Below are 18159 nucleotides of genomic sequence, written 5' to 3'. Positions count from 1 at the left end.
AAGCGGATTGCGAATGTCCGCTTTACGAAGAGAAAAATATATTAGAAAAGAGAGAAACGAGCAAATATGGATATACCAGTATATTTATTTACCGGTTTTATGGATAGTGGAAAAACTTCCCTGATCACACAGACCCTGCAGGAGAACGATTTCGGTATCGGATCCCGCAGTCTGATCATTGCCTGCGAAGACGGTGATGAAGAATACGATGAAGAAGCACTGGCAAAAAACAAAATTACAGTTGTGGGTGTGGAGTCAGAAGAAGAATTCACAGAAGAATATTTGAAAGATTGTGATGAAACAATCAAACCGGATCAGGTGTTTATCGAGTATAACGGTACCTGGGAAGCAGCGAAGATTCTTGAGATGAAGCTCCCGAAAGGATGGGAGATCGTACAGTCTCTGGCTACCGTGGATGCATCCACTTTTGAGATGTATCTGAATAATATGCGTGCCATGATGATGGAGCAGGTGTTCCATACAGATGTGGTTATATTTAACCGCTGTACCGCGGATACGCCGAAAGCAAAATTCCGCAGAACGATCAAGGCGGTAAACCGTCGTGCACAGATTGTATATGAACGGGAAGACGGAACCATTGATGAGAGCGACGCAGATGAACTTCCATATGATCTGGAACAGGATGTCATCGAGATTACAGATGCAGACTATGGTATCTTTTATCTGGATGTTCAGGATAATCCGCAGAAATATGAAGGAAAGACCGTTCGTTTTTTGGGACTTGTCTACCGTCCGGATAAATTCGGTAAAAAACCGATGATGGTACCGGGACGTTTTGCTATGACCTGTTGTGCAGAGGATATTCAGTTTATCGGTCTGAAATGTAAATATGAGAATGCGATGGAGATTCCGCATAAGTCCTGGGTCTATGTGACTGCACAGATCCACAATGAGTTTGCCAAGGAATATCGGGGAAAAGGACCGGTTCTGTATGCAAAAGAAGTGGTAAAGGCGGAAGAACCGGAAGACAGTCTCGTATACTTCACATAAAATGTGAGAAAAATCAGAAAACTGATTGACAAAATTTCAAGAATGTAATAGACTAAAGCACATATAAGAAAATAAATTGAAACCGTTGAAGAAGAGTAGTAAGCTGGAGACAGAAATGTCGAACTGATTTTCAGAGAGTTGCCGTTGGTGTGAGTGCAGCATGAGGAGAAAGCTGAATGGACTTTTGAGGGCTTCCTGAAATTGATTTGAGAGTAGGGGATGCCGGGATCCGAACCCGTTATCAAGTCGGTATGTATGAATGCGTACATAACAGAGTGGGCGTTACGTCAATTTGAGTGGTACCGCGATAATAACAAGTTTATTACCGTCTCAGGATAAGTTTATCTTGAGGCGGTTTTTTGTTATATTCAGAGCCAGGCAGATTTGACCGAACTGTTTTTGTGAGGGATACTTCTTGAACAGGGTTCAAGAAGGGCATGTGAGCCACATCGAGATGGCTGGCTCTGAATAAACAATATGAAAGAAGAGGAGAGTAAAAAGATGAAAAAGAGAATTTTGGCAATGGTACTTGGATGTGCAATGGCAGCAACTGTTTTAGCAGGCTGTGGTGGTCAGTCCACTGACCAGAAAGAGGCAGGAAAAAACACATCTGCAACAGAAGAGGCAGCAGATGGAAAAGTGTACAAAGTAGGTATTGTACAGTATGTAGATGATGCATCCTTAAATCAGATCGTAAAAGCGGTCAAAGAAGAGCTGGATGCAAAAGGAAAAGAACTTGGTGTGACATTTGATTACGATGGCCACACATATAACGGTCAGGCAGATGCAACCGTCATGAACCAGATTGCAAGCGACCTGATCAATGACGGTGTAGATGCTATCGTTCCGGTTGCAACACCGGTTGCAATGGTAATGCAGGCGGCAACAGAAGAGACACAGACACCGGTTGTATTTTCTGCAGTATCTGATCCGGTTATCACAGGACTGGTAGACAGTATGGAAAAACCGGGCAGCAATATCACAGGTACTTCAGATATGCTTGACACAGAAGCAATTCTTGATCTGATGCTGGCAGCTCAGCCGGATATTAAGAAAGTTGGTCTGTTATATGACAAAGGACAGGATGCTTCTACACAGCCGATTGCAGATGCAAAAAAATATCTGGAAGCCAAAGGAATTGAATGTGTGGAGAAAACAGGAACAACAAACGATGAGATTTCCCTTGGTGCGGATGCACTGATTGCAGCAGGTTGTGAAGCAGTATTTACACCGACCGACAATACTGTTATGACAGCAGAACTTGCTATTTTTGAAAAATTCCAGGATGCAAAAGTTCCACAGTACTGCGGCGCTGATTCCTTCGCATTAAACGGTGCATTCTGCGGATATGGTGTAAATTATGAGGAACTTGGAAAGGCAACTGCCGACATGGTAGTGGATATTCTGGTAAATGGTGCTGACCCGGCAACAACTCCGGTACAGACTATGAACAATGGTATTGCAACCATCAATACAGATACAGCAGCAAAACTTGGCCTGGATTACAGCATGTTTGCTGATATGTGTGAGCAGGTAAAAGAAACTACAACTGCTCAGGAATTCAAATAAAATAAAAGCAGGAGTATCAATCATTATGTTGTCATCAATTTTTACTGTTTCACTGGCACAGAGTGCCATTGAACTGGGATGTATCTACGCGCTGGTTGCGCTGGCGCTGTTTGTATCATTTTCGATTTTAAATATTGCAGATCTTTCCACGGATGGCTGTTTTACTCTCGGCTGTGCAGTCTGCGCTATGGTAACTTTACAGGGACATCCGTTTCTGGGACTGCTGGCTGCGATGGGAGCCGGTGTGGCATCCGGATTTGTGACTGCATTCCTGCAGACCCGCCTTGGAGTGGAATCTATTCTTGCGGGTATTATCGTAAATACGGGATTGTACACCATCAATATTGCAGTCATGGGATTTTCTTCCACCATCAACCTGTTTGCCAGCAAAACTATTTTCACGATGGCAAAAGAAGCCATTGGTGGCAACTGGTATGAGATTATTGCAATTCTTATTATCATTGTGATCGTTGCAATCGTGTTGATTCTGTTTCTGGGAACCCGGCTTGGATTATCCATCCGGGCAACCGGCGACAACCCGTTTATGGTGCGGGCTTCTTCTATCAGTCCGATCTTTACGATTACCGTCGGTCTGTGCGTGGCAAATGCCATGACGGGTCTGTCCGGCGGACTGCTGGCCCAGTATCAGCGTTCCTGTGATATCAACATCGGAACCGGCCAGGTGACGATCGCGCTGGCCAGCCTGATCATTGGTGAGACGCTGGTTGGGAAAGGAAGTGTGGCGAAACGGATTTTTGGTGTTATCCTGGGAAGTTGTCTGTATCGTTTTATCGTGGCTATCGCATTACGGTTTAATGTGCCGGCAGAGTGCCTGAAACTAGTATCTTCCATTATTGTCGCAGTGGCAATTTCCCTGCCGTATCTGAGACAGAAAGCTGCATTTATGAAAACGAAACGTGCGGCAATGGCAAAAAGAAAACAGGGAGGGAATCTGTAATGCTTCAATTAATTGATGTATCCAAGACATTCAATCCGGGAACGGTAAATGAGAAGAAAGCATTGTCCCATCTGAATCTGGAACTGCAGGACGGTGATTTTGCAACTATTATCGGAAGCAATGGTGCCGGAAAATCAACGATGTTCAATGCAATCTGCGGAACATTTTTTGCGGACGAAGGAGCAGTGATCCTGGATGGAACGGACATTACCTATGAAAAAGAATACAAACGGAGTAAATACATCGGTCACCTGTTTCAGGATCCGATGAAAGGAACGGCTCCGAATATGAGTATTGAGGAAAATCTGGCTCTGGCTTACCTGCGGGCTTCCGCTGTAAAAGGCAAATTTTTCAGCCGGATTTCCCAGAAAGAAAAGCAGATGTTCCGTGAAAAACTGGCACTGCTGGATATGGGATTGGAAGATCGTATGAAAAATCCGGTGGGACTGTTATCCGGAGGACAACGGCAGGCCCTGACACTTCTGATGGCGACGGTGGTTACTCCGAAGATCCTGCTTCTGGATGAACATACCGCAGCGTTGGATCCGGCTACCGCAGAGAAAGTGCTGAATCTGACAAAACGGATCGTGGCAGAAAACAAGATCACCTGCCTGATGATCACTCACAATATGCAGTCAGCGCTGGAACTTGGAAATCGTACGTTGATGATGAATTCCGGTGAGATCGTACTGGATATCAAAGATGAGGAGCGGAAAGGTCTGACGGTAGCCGACCTTCTGGAAAAATTCAAAGAGGGTGTTGGTGCACAGTTGGACAACGACCGGATCTTGTTATCCTGATCTGTCGTGGAAAAAAGAAGACACAGAACATATGATATGACAACATAACGAATGATAGAAAAAGAACCCGGATCTCATTGATCCGGGTTCTTTTTCTATCATTCGTTTTATTCAGACTGGAATAAGATTATTTAGCAGCTTCCGGTAAAAGAACTACTAACATCTGAGCGGTTGTTGTACCGATATTTGTAACGCATTTTTTGGAGTGTGGAGCGATATGTACGCTGTCACCTGCTTCCAGAACTGTCTCAACACCGTCATCGCCTTTGAATAACATGGTTCCTTCAACGATGTAGTAGATAGACTCCATAGCGTTGTCTCCGAATTCTGTGCCGCCGCCACTTGGAAGGAAGTGAGAAAGACCGTTGATCAGTCTTCCGCCATCGATATCCTGCGGATCATGAAGTCTGCATAATTTGCACTCTTTGTGTCCTGGTGCCTCGTAAGTATAATAAGCATCTTTTTTAGTAATTTTGTAGCCAGCCATAGTATAAGACCTTCCTTTCTTTTCTGACATTTTTTACAAACATAAGTATACAACCAGTATAAGGAAAAATCAACAATTTCTTCGTAAAAAAACAAAAAAATGTTGGTGATAATGTACAAAAAGGAAACTGAATTACCGTACAGTAACTTGATTACAATATTGTATGTATTGCATAAAAAAGGGACATGAACTATACTGAAGCTGATGAAAATGACGAATGGGAAAACGTCGGATTCATTCAAGATATCTCATTTCGGATGTCATAGATCGACAACCGGAATCAAGAATAAAACACAATGTAAATTTTAAGGAGGACTTTGGGAAATGGTAAGTTTAAAAAAAGACTTTGTCGACAACATGTTTTCTGTAGAAGGTAAAGTTGCATTAGTAACAGGTGCAACAGGAGCATTAGGAAAAGTTCTTGCAAAAGCATATGGTTACGCAGGAGCAAAAGTTATGATGACCGGACGTAATGCTGCTAAATTACAGGAACTTGAGGCTGAGTTTAAAGCAGAGGATATCGAGTGTGCATATTATGCAGCAGATCCTGCAAAAGAAGAAGATGTTGCAGCTTTAATGAAAGCTACCGTTGAGAAATATGGTGAGATCAATATCCTTGCTGTTTGCCACGGATTCAACAAACCTCAGAATATTTTAGAGCAGTCTGTAGCTGACTGGCAGTACATTATGGATGCTGACTGCAAATCTGTATACGTTGTATGCAAATACGTTGCAGAGCAGATGGTTGCTCAGGGCAAAGGCGGAAAGATGGTAGTTGTTACATCTCAGCGTTCCAAACGCGGTATGGCTGGATACACAGGATACTGTACATCCAAAGGTGGAGCAGATCTTATGGTTTCTTCCATGGCTTGTGACCTTTCTGCTAAATACGGCATTAATGTAAACTCTCTTTGCCCGACTGTATTCCGCAGTGAGCTGACAGAGTGGATGTTTGATCCGGAATCAGCAGTATACCAGAACTTTATGAAACGTGAGCCGATCGGACGTCTGGCTGAGCCGGAAGATTTCGTTGGATATGCAATCTTCCTTTCATCCGATGCTTCCAACTATATCACAGGCGCTAACTGCGACTGCAGCGGCGGTTACTTAACCTGCTAATCATTATCCTCTGATAATGAAATAGGTCATGTGATGTGGCGGCAAAAACCATGATTGCAGACTTATTACAAAAAATATGGAATCCTGACATTAGTCGGGATTCCGGTAAATGATGAATAAGACGGAGATGCAAAATAATGAGTAAAATTAAGAATTTCTTAGTATGCGGCGGCGGAATGATGGGAAGCGCTATCGCTCAGATCCTTGCAGGACTTGATGATGCAAAGGTTACTGTATATGATGTTTTCCCGGTTGATGTTGAGGCTAAAGTCCGCAACAATATGAAACTTCTTGTTGAAAAAGAAATCGTTACAGAGGCAGATGTAGACAAGATCGTTTCCAAAATCAGCTTTACACAGGATCTGAACGACGAAGGTGTTAAAAATGCACAGATGGTTGTTGAATGTGTATTAGAAGAGATGGAGATGAAACAGAATCTGTTCGCACAGTTAGAGGATTATGTGGCAGATGACTGTATCTTCTGTACAAATACATCCGTTATGAGCCCGACAGAGATTTCTGCAAAATGTAAACATCGCGAGAGACTTTGCGGTACACATTTCTGGAACCCGGCATTCCTTATTCCGTTGGTAGAAGTTGTTAAAACAGATGCTACCACAGATGAGGTTGCTCAGACAGTGATCGATGTTCTGACAGAGGCTGGAAAGAAACCGGTTCTTTGTAAAAAAGATGTTCCGGGATTCATCGCAAACAGAATGCAGCATGCATTATGGCGCGAGGCTATTTCAATCGTTGAGCGAGGCATTGCGGATGCAAAGACTGTTGATGATGCATGTAAATACAGCTTTGGTCTGAGACTGCCATACTTACCGCCATTAGTAAACTCTGATATGGTAAGCACACAGCTCACATCCAATATCCACAACTATGTATTAAAAGATCTGGAAGACAGACATGATGCTTCTCCATTACTGAAACAGATGCTTGAGGAAGGCAAAAATGGTTTCCGTGCAGAGAAAGTAGACGGTGTTCATGAAGGATTTATGAAATATACAGATGAGGAAATCGCAGAAATTAACGGTGGTCTGAACGAGTACCTGATCAAAATGCTTTACAATAAATAAAGATCCTTTGTTTATTTGTAGATATACTTATTATGAACCATATTTTTTTTTATAATCTAGGAGGGTTAATAAAATGGCAAAAGTTGTAGTTGATTTATCACATCCATTTAGCGCAGAGATTCCACGTTGGCCGTACTTTGACAAACCGGAGATCGTAGGAGCACATTCCATGGCAAAAGGTGGCGTTCTTACACAGAGAATCACATGTACAATGCATACCGGTACACATTGTGATGCACCGCGTCACGTTATGGAGTATGAGTTTGACGGCAAACGTGCTCGTTACACACATGAGATGCCGGCTGATGCTTATGCTGGACAGGCTATCGTTTTCAAAATTGATATCGAGCCTTGGGGACTGATCACAGACAAACATCTGGATGCATGTATGGAAAAATACGGCTTAAAAGATGGCGATCTGAAAGGAAAAATTCTTTGCATTAACTCCGGAATGCATCGTTACTTCGATGATTCCAAAGCTTACTATCATTACGCAGCAGGTACTGGTGTAGATGCTGGTAAATGGTTTGTAAAACAGGGCGTTAAATGTGTAGCTATGGACGGACAGGCTCTGGATCATCCGCTTCACACAGCTATGGGTAACAACGGTATGACAAGAATGAACCTTCTTGGAGCTACAGGTAAAACAATCGTTGAAGAGTACAAAGAGCTCTTTGGTGAGGAAGCTTACGCTGAGTTTGATAAATTCGAGTACATCCGTATCCATGGTCAGGAAGCATATGACAAGAAATTCGGTGACTTAGAGGCAATTGGTATCTGGGGAACATGGGAGCCATGTCATAAAGAGATGCTTGGTCATGGTATCGTTGGTGTTGAGAACCTTGGTGGTGATCTTGATAAGATCGTTCCGGGTAAATGGTTCGATTTCCACTGCTACCCAATCAGATGGTACATGGGCGATGGTTCTATGGCTCATCCGGTTGCTTATGTTGACGAAGAGAACATTGACCCGACAGTTCCGGACAGAAAATACAAATACTGCGGAACAGGTTACGGTGATGAGGAAGAGTACGGACTTAGCTGCCTGGACTACATTCAGAGACTGTTCAACCGCAACAAATAATTGTTGGTGAGGTTTTAGGAAAATGAAAATAAGCCCATTGCAGAAATGCAGTGGGCTTATTCAAAGACTTGACAACCGTTAAGACATGAAATAAAATCTGATTATAGGGAATGAAATAAGTTTTACATTGTATAAGAAGTAATATTAAGGGAGGAAATTAGAATGGATAACAAAGCATTAAAAAATAAAGTTATTATTACAGCTGCTGTAACAGGCGCATGGCCAAAAAAAGAGAACAATCCGAACGTACCGATGACTCCGCAGGAGATCGCTGATGACGTTTATGCATGCTGGAAAGCAGGTGCTGCAGTAGCGCATCTTCATATGAGAGATGATGAAGGTAACGGAACAATGGATACAGCTAAATTTGAAGAGACTGTAAACCTGATCCATACAAAATATCCGGATTGCGATATCGTATTAAATCTTACAACATCCGGAGATATCCACGCTGATGATGAAATCCGTGTTGCTCACGTTAAAAAATTAAAACCAGAGATGGCTTCCTATGACTGTGGTTCCATGAACTGGTTAAACAGCGGATTATTTTTAAATACACCGAAATTCTTAACAGATTGTGGTCTGTTATTCCAGGAGTTAGGTGTAAAACCGGAGATCGAGGCTTTTGATCCTGGTATGATCGGAAACGCTGCTTACTACATCAAAAAAGGCGTTCTGAAAACACCGGTACACTTCCAGTTCTGCATGGGTTGTGCAAACGGTATTGCCGGTTCTATGAAGAACCTGATCTTCATGAAAGAGACAGCAGATGAATTAGTAGGAAAAGGAAACTACACATGGTCCTGCTTCGGTGTTGGACACAGTGCTATGGAAATGCTTTATGGTGCAGTAGCACTTGGCGGAAATATCCGTGTAGGTATGGAAGATAACGTAATGTATGCAAAAGGACAGCTTGCAGAGAGCAACGTTCAGTTCATCGAGAGAGCAGTTCGTGTGATCAAAGAGTATGGCAAAGAAGTTGCTACACCGGATGAGGCACGTCAGATTCTTGGCTTAGCTAAATAAGGAGACCTTTTCTTATGACCTGGGGAGCTTTATATATGTATTATCACTGCCCGAAATGCGGTATGAAATTTGAGTACGCACTGGACGTTATGACTGAGTTCGGTGATGAGTTCGGTTTCTGCCCGGAGTGTCATGTTATGGGTGTCTATGAAAAAGAAGGTGCCCGTCAGGTAGATGATAATGAATACTTTGAAGTAGAGTAGGAGAGAGACACGATTGAAATCGCAAAGATTTTGATCGTGTTTCTTTTTTTGTGCCATAAATAGTTTGCATTGTATACATTTTTGTGTCATAATATGTTGTACATTTGATATTGTGCAAAATGTGAAATGTGTATTATGCAAAAAGCATTAAGACAGGAGTAAAGAAAATGGCAGTCATTAAAAGGGTATCCCTGGTTGATCAGGTGTATGAAAAGTTAAGGGAGAGAATCGTTCAGTTGAAAATACCGTTTGGAAGTAAACTGAATGTAAGTAAATTGCAGGAGGAGTATGGTGTCAGTTCCACACCGGTGCGTGAGGCACTGAACCGTTTGTTGAACGAGGGGTTAATTGAATTTGAAAATAATGTGGGTGCGAGAGTCATCGATATCACGGAAGAAGATGTCCGTGAAATCCAGGAGATTGCATTTGCGTATCAGATGGTAGCTGCAAGAAATGCATTGCGCAATGGTGATGCACAGCAGATGGCAGATGAGATAGGAAAATATATTGAGGAATATCGTTCTTCCAATGGTGTCATCGAGAGCTGCAGATGCATCCGTAATATTTTGGATGTATTTTACAAAAATTCCAAGAATGAGATGCTGATGACAAAAGTTACTTCCATGACAGGAATGGATGAGATTCTGCATGCATTGTTTGCGATGCCGAGAGAAAAAGGCGGCAGTGGAGAACAGTATCATTCCGGTATCACTTATTTTGAGCAGATCCATGAGGCAGTTGCCAATAAAGACTTCTCTAAGATCTGTGACGGTCTGGAGGCACATCAGCTCTGGTCCAGAGATTATATTTTGAAAAATCTTGAGACGGTGAAAAACAGATTTTAATGAGTATAAATGTTGAGTTTTTTGTAGTGTAAATTGGAACTGAAGTGAATTACCGAATCCGTGTCCGCATTCGGTAATTTTATTCAGTTCCTTTAAAAATGAAACAAAAAATCGTGCATAATACAAAATATAAAGTATAACTTGCAAATTTTTATTGCGGTGCAAAAAGAAACATGCTATAATAAAAACCATTGAATGAGAAAAGAGTTTCAACAGAAACTCGGAAATATAAATAAAACGCAGGAGGATTTTGATATGGCAGTTATTAAAAACTTTGATGAGATCGTAGAACGTGTAAAAGGTTTTCCGGAGCCGATGCGTGTAATCGTTGCAGCAGCTCAGGACGAGCATACATTACAGGCAATCAAACATGCACAGGAAGAAGGAATTGCAAAACCTGTTCTGGTTGGAGATAAAGCAGAGATTAATAAAATCTGTGCAGAGATCGGTCTGGTTGTTCCGGAAGAAGACATTTATGATGTTCCGGATGTAGATGAATCTGCAAAACGTGCCGTTGCCCTGATCCATGAAGGAAAAGGTGATTTCCTGATGAAAGGTAAAATGGAGACAGCACAGATCTTAAAACCGGCTGTCAATAAAGAGACAGGTCTCGGAACCGGTCGTGTAATGTCCCACTTTGTATTTGATGAACTTCCACATTATCATAAACTTCTTGTTACTACAGATGGTGGTATGATGACTTATCCGACACTGGAGCAGAAAGCACAGATCATCGAGAATACCGTAGAGACTCTGAAGGCTCTTGGATATGAGAATCCGAAGATCGCAGCAGTTGCAGCTGTAGAGAAAGTGAATCCGAAAATGCCTGAGACAGTAGAAGCACGTGAGTTAAAAGAAATGAACGAGCGCGGCGAGATCAAAGACTGTGTTGTTGAGGGACCGATCTCCCTGGATATTGCTCTGGATAAAGAGTGTGCAGACATCAAAGGTTTTGAAAGCCCGGTTGCAGGCGATGCGGATGTTATCCTTGTTCCGAATATCCAGGTTGGAAATATTCTTGGAAAATCCATCACAATCATTGCAAAGGGTAACATGGCAGGCTTCGTAGTTGGTGCTCAGGTACCGATTGTATTCTGCTCCAGAGGATCTTCTGCAAAAGAGAAATTCCTTTCTCTCGCATTAGCAGCAGCAGTAAGTGCCGGCAAAAACAAATAAGGAGACTCACATGGAAAAAATCTTAGTCATGAACCCGGGTTCCACTTCCACAAAAATTGCGGTTTATCAGGATGAGACACCGTTATTTGTAGAGAGTATTGAGCATTCCCAGGATGAGTTAAAGCCTTTTGAAAATATTATTGATCAGTATGAGATGCGTAAAGATCTGATTGTTGCAACCATGGAAAAAAATGGAGTGCACAAAGAAGATCTGACAGCCATTGTATCCCGTGGGGGACTTCTTCCACCGATCAAGGCAGGTGCTTACAGGGTAAATGAAGATATGGTATGGCAGCTTACTTATGCACCGCAGAATGAGCATGCATCTAATCTTGGTGCAGTTATTGCCAATGCTATTGCCACAGAGCTTGCTATCCCGGCATACATTTATGATGCGGTAACCGTGGATGAGTTAGAGCCTCTTGCAAAAGTAACCGGTTTACCGGAGATGCAGCGTAAAGGTATGGGACACAATCTGAACATGCGTGCAGCAGCTATGAAATATGCAAAAGAAAACAACAAACCATACCGTGATATTTCTGTAATTGTTGCACATCTAGGTGGCGGAATCACCTTATCCCTGCACCACAAAGGTCAGATTGTTGATATGATCTCTGATGATGAAGGACCTTTCTCACCGGAGCGTGCCGGCGGACTGCCTGCATTCCAGGTGATTGATATGGCTACCCGTGAAGGCATGGGTAAAAAAGCCATGATGAAAAAAGTAAAAACACAGGGTGGCCTTATGGGTTACTTTGGTGTGAATGATACAAGAATCGTTGAAAAAATGATGATGGATGGCGATGAAAAAGCCAAACTTATCTATGATGCAATGATTTTAAATGTGGCAAGAAATATTGCCAAACTTGCTGTTTATGTTGACGGTAAAGTGGATAATATCATTCTGACCGGTGGAATTGCATATTCTGAGTATTTTACCAAAGAAGTTGCAAAACGTGTGGAATTTATCGCACCGGTAATCGTATATGCCGGAGAAAATGAAATGGAATCTCTTGCGCTTGGTGCACTGCGTGTTCAGCGTGGAGAAGAGGAAGCCAAAACATTTACAAAGGTTGTACCACAGTAAAAACCAGAAAAATTGATTCGATTTTTCTGATTCCCAAAATTATACCTATCCGAAGAAAACTCCTGAGAAATCAGGAGTTTTCTTCAATACGTAGAAATATTTCACAAAGCGAATAATCATTCATAGAAATGGAAAAGTATACGAAGCAGCGATGTGTAGATGTGCGGTGATTCTGAAAAGAATATGTCAGCTTTCGCTGACCAGAATCACGCACCAAATCTCACGTGCGTTCGACTTGAATATAAAGCAAAAGTGTATCATTTGTATACATATCGTTTAAAAAATATCAATATTTTATGCAAAAAAATGCATAATTATTAGATGATGAGTGATGTATATGAATTAGAACAAAGATATATGCAGAAAGTAGTTGAAAAACACAAAAAATCTGTATACAATATAAAAAGCAAGTTAATTCATTAACAATAGAGGAGGTCCTTATGTATAAGATTTTAGAACGTAAGCAGTTAGCTGATAAAATCTATTATATGGTAGTAAATGCACCGAGAGTAGCGAAATCCTGTTTGCCGGGACAGTTTGTAATAGTAAAAATGGATGAAGTCGGAGAGCGTATTCCGCTGACAATCTGTGATTATGACAGAGAAGCCGGAACCGTTACGATTGTATTTCAGGTAGTAGGCGCTTCCACAGAACGTATGACAGCTCTGTATGAAGGAGATTTTTTCCAGGATTTCGTTGGACCGCTGGGATGTCCATCCGAACTTGTTGAGGAAGATATAGAAGAACTGAAAAAGAAAAAAATTATGTTTGTGGCAGGTGGTGTTGGAGCAGCACCGGTTTATCCACAGGTAAAATGGATGCATGAGCATGGTATTGATGTAGATGTTGTTGTCGGAGCAAAAAATCATGAGATGCTGATTCTTGAGGATGAGATGAAAGCAGTAGCAGGCAATCTGTATGTATGTACAGATGACGGAAGCTATGGTATTCCGGGAATGGTTACTACAGCGATTGAAGAACTGGCAGAAAAATCCGAACAGCCGTATGATGTGTGTGTGGCAATCGGACCGATGATCATGATGAAATTCGTATGTCTGCTTACCAAACAGCTGAATATTCCGACGATTGTTTCCATGAACCCGATCATGGTAGACGGTACCGGTATGTGCGGTGCATGTCGTTTACAGGTAGGGGATGAAATCAAATTTGCATGTGTAGACGGACCGGAGTTTGACGGACATCTGGTTGATTTTGATCAGGCAATGAAACGTCAGCAGATGTACAAGACAGAAGAGGGACGTGCAATCCTGAAACTGCGCGAAGGAGATACACATCATGGTGGATGCGGAAACTGCGGAGGTGACAACTAATGGATATGTTAAAAAAAGTTCCTGTAAGAGAGCAGGATCCAAAGGTAAGAGCAACGAATTTCGAAGAAGTTTGTTATGGATATAATAAAGAAGAAGCAATGATGGAAGCACAGAGATGCTTTGGATGTAAAAATGCAAAATGTATCGAAGGCTGTCCGGTTTCTATTGATATTCCTGCATTTATCGGCAGAGTAAAAGTTGGAGAGATTGAGGAGGCTTACAAAATTCTTTCTCAGTATACATCTCTTCCGGCTACTTGTGGACGTGTATGCCCGCAGGAGAACCAGTGTGAAGGAAAATGTATCCGCGGAATCAAAGGCGAGGCTGTTTCCATCGGTAAGCTGGAGCGTTTTGTAGCAGATGCAGCTGCAAAATTCCATTATCGTCAGAAGGATCCGGCTCCGGCAAACGGACACAAGATCGCAATCGTAGGTTCTGGCCCTGCAGGTCTGGCCTGTGCAGGTGAGCTTGCAAGAATGGGATGTGATGTTACAATTTTTGAAGCATTGCATGAGCCGGGTGGAGTACTTCGTTATGGTATTCCGGAGTTCCGTCTTCCGAAAAAGCGGATTGTTGCAAGAGAGATTGACAATGTAACAGATCTTGGCGTTAAAATTGAGACAAACGTAGTTATCGGTAAAGCAGTAACCGTTGATCAGTTGATCGATGAGGAAGGTTTTGAGGCTGTATTCATCGGCTCCGGAGCAGGTCTTCCAAAATTCATGGGTATCGAGGGAGAAAATGCAAATGGTGTATTCTCCGCAAACGAGTACCTGACAAGAAATAATCTGATGAGCGCATACAGAGAAGATTATGATACACCAATTCACGGCGGCAAGAAAGTAGCAGTAGTTGGTGGCGGTAACGTAGCAATGGATGCAGCAAGAACCGCTCTTCGTCTTGGCGCAGAGGTTCATATCGTATACAGAAGAAGTGAAGCAGAACTTCCGGCCCGTGTGGAAGAAGTTCATCACGCAAAAGAAGAGGGTATTATCTTCGATCTTTTGACAAATCCGGTGAAGATTCATGAGGATGAGAACGGATGGGTATCCGGTCTGGAATGTGTTCGTATGGAGCTTGGTGAGCCGGATGAGTCTGGAAGAAGACGTCCGCAGGTGATTCCGGGTTCCAACTTTGTCCTGGATGTTGATACCGTCATCATGTCTCTGGGAACTTCTCCAAACCCGCTGATTTCTTCAACAACAGAGGGTCTGGAAGTAAATAAATGGAAATGTATCGTAGCTGACGAGCAGAACGGAAAAACAACCAAAGAGGGTGTTTATGCCGGTGGTGATGCAGTTACAGGTGCCGCTACTGTTATTCTTGCAATGGGTGCAGGAAAACATGCAGCACATGCAATTTATGAGTATGTGACAAACAAATAAGTCACATCGATTTCGGGTCGAGCATATGCGAGACCATATCAAAGCAAGTTACACAGGCTGGAAAGATCCGCCTTGTTTGTAGCTATATAATATCCTATCCTAATACAAAAAAAGCTGCGAAAGCAGCTTTTTTTGTATACCATATTTTGCTTTACTCCTCAACAGAAGGATGTTTTTTCATGTAAGTATCCATGATATCTTTTAACTGATCTCGATACTTAAGTTCCGTATGTACTTTGAATGCATCCGGATCAATAGGAAGATTTAAGTCTGTCAGCCGGCGGATACTCCAGATGTAAAGAATATCCAGTGCCGGAATCAGATCCTCGCCCAGCGGTGTGAGAATATATTCGACTTTTAATGGGATTGTGTTATACTGAATCCTTTGTACCAGTCCGTCGTGGGTCAGTTCCTTCAACTGCTGACTTAAAACTTTTTCACTGACACCGAGTGTCTTTTTTGTTTCGTTAAAACGAATTTTTCCATAATGGTGGATATGATGAAGAATCGTCATTTTCCACTTTCCGGAAATACAATTTGTAACAAAATGATAGGGATTGACAGTTTGTTGCATGAAATGTATTTCACCTCCGAAATTTTTCTTTTTGTTAATTTTATTTGGTTTGAAAAAGTAATTTAGTATCAAAAGGGTAACCATAGTGTAACAGTTTCTGAAAAAAAATTCAATGGATTCAGGAAAAAAACATTAAAATATGATATAATGAACGCAAACGAGTCAACATACTTGTATGATTGACGAGTGGTGAATGCCAATCATGAACTGTTTTTGTTCATGATATAATGAGCGCAAGTGAGCCATAGGGAGCTTGCTCACTATTGGCGAATGGCGCGTGTGAACTGTAACATGAATAAGCGAAAGAAGAATAAGTAGAAATGACAAGGAGAAGATGATGAAATCAATAGAAGAACGTGTAGCAGAAATCAAGGATAAACATACGAGAGGATATAACTGTGCGCAGATCGTGCTTTGTTCTTATGCGGAAGAACTGGGAATCGACGAGGAGACGCTGTTTCGTATCTCTGAAGGATTCGGCGCCGGCATGGGCGGCATGATGCAGACTTGCGGTGCAGTGACTGCGATGTTTATGGCACTTGGACTGGCAAACAGTTCCGGAGATCTGCAGGCCTGTGATACAAAGCCGCAGACGATGAAAAAAGTGCGGGAACTGGCAGCTGAATTTGAGAAAAAGAACGGATCCATTGTCTGTCGGGAACTGAAAGGAATTGATACCGGGAAAGTATTGCGCAGCTGTGACGGCTGTATCGAGGATGGTATTCGCATTCTGGGAGAATATTTGTTAGACGATTAGTGGTTGAATAAACGGACGAAAAAAGAGCGGAAAAAGTATCCTGCAGGCTAAGACACCTTACAGTGATATTTTTTTCGCTCTTTTCCGGTATAAATCAGCTCCATGCCGCATATGCATAAGCAGAAGAGGAGAGGATGACTGCTATGACAAATACGAATATTTATCAGAATATTACTGCCAGAACCGGTGGAGATATCTACCTTGGTGTGGTTGGACCGGTGCGTACCGGCAAGTCGACGTTTATCAAACGGTTCATGGATGTGATGGTGCTGCCTCAGATGGAGGATTCTGCGGCAAAAAAGCGGACCGTAGATGAACTGCCTCAGTCGGCTCAGGGGAAAACAATCATGACCACGGAACCGAAGTTTATTCCAAGAGAGGCTGTAAGTCTTCAGCTGGAGGATGATGTGACTGCAAAGGTGAAGCTGATCGATTGTGTCGGATATCTGATCGACGGAGTGAACGGCCACATGGAAGATGGGAATGAGCGGATGGTGAAGACACCCTGGTTTGACCATGAGATTCCTTTTGCAAAGGCTGCACAGATCGGTACGGAGAAGGTGATCCGGGAGCATGCCACCATTGGGATTCTGGTGACCACGGACGGAAGTTTTACAGATATTCCAAGAGAAAATTATGTTCCGGCAGAAGAACGGACGGTTCAGGAGCTGAAAAAAATCGGAAAACCTTTTGTGGTCTTGCTTAATACACCGAAACCCCACAGTAATGCATCCATGCAGATGAGCAGAAAAATGAAGGAAACATATGGTGTCAGTGTCCTTCCGGTAAACTGTGAACAGCTGAAGCAGGAGGATATCTGCCGGATTCTGCAGGAGGCATTGTATGAATTTCCAGTGACAGAGCTTGATTTTTATCTGCCCAAATGGGTGGAGATGTTGCCGATATCCCACAAGATCAAAGCAGCAGCTATTGCAGAAGCACGCAGGATTCTGGAACAGGCAGAACAGATGAAGGACATTGCAGGTGTTGTCTTTGAACCGGAAAAAGAAGAAATCTCGTCGATCCGGCTGGAAGTGACGGATCTGGCGTCCGGTACGGCAAAAATCTGTTTTCAGGTGGATGAGCACTATTATTATGAAAATATCAGTGAACTGGCAGGGGTTCCGATTCACGGAGAGTATGAACTGATCTCATTACTCCGGGAACTGTCGGAAAAAAGAGATGCGTATGCACAGGTGGCGGATGCCATGGAAAGTGTCAAACGTACCGGGTATGGCGTTGTTTCACCGTCCATGGATGAAATTTCTGTGGAAGAACCGGAACTGATCCGGCATGGAAACCAGTATGGTGTCCGGCTGAAGGCATCATCTCCATCCATACATATGATACAGGCAAATATTGAGACAGAGATTGCACCGATCATCGGCAGCGAGGAGCAGGCCAAAGATCTGGTATCGTATATCAAAGAGAATCAGAATACATCGGAAGGACTCTGGAAGACAAATATTTTCGGAAAATCATTGGGTGAACTGGTGGAAGATGGTATCCGGCGGAAGATTACGATGATGGATGAGGAAAGCCAGCAGAAACTGCAGGATACGATGAAGAAAATCGTGAATGATAACAATGGCGGGCTTGTGTGCATTATTTTGTAATCATAAAAGGGGTAACCGGTAAAATAAAGATTGGCATTTTAGCAAA

The 18159-nt window shown here is 42.6% G+C and carries 18 protein-coding genes; 16 read left to right on the top strand and 2 right to left on the bottom strand.

From position 1 onward, the window contains the following. Positions 1-66: 66 nt before the first annotated feature. The 4 genes from HMPREF0373_RS02170 to HMPREF0373_RS02155 all read left to right on the top strand — a co-directional run bounded on the left by HMPREF0373_RS02170 (position 67) and on the right by HMPREF0373_RS02155 (position 4338). Positions 67-1011, top strand: coding sequence for a TIGR03943 family putative permease subunit (locus tag HMPREF0373_RS02170; protein ID WP_021737924.1), 945 nt, complete (start codon positions 67-69; stop codon positions 1009-1011). A 501-nt stretch (positions 1012-1512) separates the two neighbouring features. Further along, a complete protein-coding gene (locus tag HMPREF0373_RS02165) occupies positions 1513-2580 on the top strand; it encodes an ABC transporter substrate-binding protein (RefSeq protein ID WP_044962589.1) in 1068 nt (355 codons plus the stop codon). Between the two features lie 25 nt (positions 2581-2605). Further along, positions 2606-3538 (top strand): ABC transporter permease, encoded by a 933-nt coding sequence (locus HMPREF0373_RS02160; RefSeq protein WP_021737922.1) that lies wholly within the window; start codon positions 2606-2608, stop codon positions 3536-3538. Further along, entirely contained in the window at positions 3538-4338 is an 801-nt protein-coding gene (locus HMPREF0373_RS02155) for an ABC transporter ATP-binding protein (RefSeq protein WP_021737921.1), read from the top strand. Before HMPREF0373_RS02160 ends, HMPREF0373_RS02155 begins: the two co-directional genes overlap by 1 nt. Before the next feature lie 127 nt (positions 4339-4465). Here the strand turns inward: HMPREF0373_RS02155 and HMPREF0373_RS02150 are convergent, their stop codons facing one another. Beyond that, on the bottom strand, positions 4466-4825 hold the full coding sequence (locus HMPREF0373_RS02150; protein ID WP_022035830.1) for a cupin domain-containing protein: 360 nt from the start codon (positions 4823-4825) through the stop codon (positions 4466-4468). 324 nt (positions 4826-5149) lie between these two features. Here HMPREF0373_RS02150 and HMPREF0373_RS02145 point away from each other — a divergent pair, with 324 nt between their 5' ends. The 10 genes from HMPREF0373_RS02145 (at position 5150) to gltA (ending at position 15166) form a co-directional block, all read left to right on the top strand. Beyond that, entirely contained in the window at positions 5150-5944 is a 795-nt protein-coding gene (locus HMPREF0373_RS02145) for an SDR family NAD(P)-dependent oxidoreductase (RefSeq protein WP_021737919.1), read from the top strand. A 137-nt stretch (positions 5945-6081) separates the two neighbouring features. After that, entirely contained in the window at positions 6082-7029 is a 948-nt protein-coding gene (locus tag HMPREF0373_RS02140; protein WP_021737918.1) for a 3-hydroxyacyl-CoA dehydrogenase family protein, read from the top strand. 73 nt (positions 7030-7102) lie between these two features. Then, positions 7103-8113, top strand: coding sequence for a cyclase family protein (locus HMPREF0373_RS02135; RefSeq protein WP_021737917.1), 1011 nt, complete (start codon positions 7103-7105; stop codon positions 8111-8113). A gap of 162 nt (positions 8114-8275) precedes the next feature. Next, positions 8276-9139 carry a beta-keto acid cleavage family enzyme gene (locus tag HMPREF0373_RS02130; RefSeq protein WP_021737916.1) on the top strand — a complete coding sequence of 288 codons (864 nt, stop codon included), beginning with the start codon at positions 8276-8278 and terminating at the stop codon, positions 9137-9139. Positions 9140-9153: 14 nt separating this feature from the next. Next, positions 9154-9342 (top strand): transcription initiation factor IIE subunit alpha family protein, encoded by a 189-nt coding sequence (locus HMPREF0373_RS02125; RefSeq protein WP_021737915.1) that lies wholly within the window; start codon positions 9154-9156, stop codon positions 9340-9342. A gap of 167 nt (positions 9343-9509) precedes the next feature. After that, a complete protein-coding gene (locus tag HMPREF0373_RS15890) occupies positions 9510-10187 on the top strand; it encodes a GntR family transcriptional regulator (protein ID WP_022035829.1) in 678 nt (225 codons plus the stop codon). Positions 10188-10442: 255 nt separating this feature from the next. After that, the gene (locus tag HMPREF0373_RS02115) at positions 10443-11363 is read left to right on the top strand and encodes a bifunctional enoyl-CoA hydratase/phosphate acetyltransferase (protein ID WP_044962587.1); all 921 of its coding nucleotides are present in this window, start codon (positions 10443-10445) and stop codon (positions 11361-11363) included. 10 nt (positions 11364-11373) lie between these two features. After that, positions 11374-12450: a butyrate kinase gene (gene buk / locus HMPREF0373_RS02110; RefSeq protein WP_044962586.1), complete on the top strand. Its 1077-nt coding sequence runs from the start codon at positions 11374-11376 to the stop codon at positions 12448-12450. Positions 12451-12890: 440 nt separating this feature from the next. After that, positions 12891-13781, top strand: a complete 891-nt coding sequence (locus tag HMPREF0373_RS02105; RefSeq protein ID WP_021737910.1) for a sulfide/dihydroorotate dehydrogenase-like FAD/NAD-binding protein — start codon at positions 12891-12893, stop codon at positions 13779-13781. Then, positions 13781-15166 carry an NADPH-dependent glutamate synthase gene (gltA, locus tag HMPREF0373_RS02100; RefSeq protein WP_021737909.1) on the top strand — a complete coding sequence of 462 codons (1386 nt, stop codon included), beginning with the start codon at positions 13781-13783 and terminating at the stop codon, positions 15164-15166. Before HMPREF0373_RS02105 ends, gltA begins: the two co-directional genes overlap by 1 nt. 151 nt (positions 15167-15317) lie before the next feature. On the opposite strand, the gene HMPREF0373_RS02095 is transcribed toward gltA, so the two are convergent. Next, positions 15318-15740, bottom strand: a complete 423-nt coding sequence (locus tag HMPREF0373_RS02095) for a winged helix-turn-helix transcriptional regulator (protein ID WP_022035825.1) — start codon at positions 15738-15740, stop codon at positions 15318-15320. A 337-nt stretch (positions 15741-16077) separates the two neighbouring features. Between HMPREF0373_RS02095 and HMPREF0373_RS02090 the strand changes: the two genes are divergently transcribed. Together HMPREF0373_RS02090 and spoIVA are read left to right on the top strand one after the other, a co-directional pair. After that, a complete protein-coding gene (locus HMPREF0373_RS02090) occupies positions 16078-16497 on the top strand; it encodes a C-GCAxxG-C-C family protein (RefSeq protein ID WP_022035824.1) in 420 nt (139 codons plus the stop codon). A 143-nt stretch (positions 16498-16640) separates the two neighbouring features. Further along, positions 16641-18113, top strand: a complete 1473-nt coding sequence (gene spoIVA, locus HMPREF0373_RS02085) for a stage IV sporulation protein A (RefSeq protein WP_044962585.1) — start codon at positions 16641-16643, stop codon at positions 18111-18113. Positions 18114-18159 lie beyond the last annotated feature (46 nt).

The organism is Eubacterium ramulus ATCC 29099 (genome assembly GCF_000469345.1).
Lineage (GTDB): Bacteria > Bacillota > Clostridia > Lachnospirales > Lachnospiraceae > Eubacterium_I > Eubacterium_I ramulus.
The sequence above is the reverse complement of the archived record's forward strand: the minus strand, read 5'-3'. Positions and strand labels throughout refer to the sequence as shown.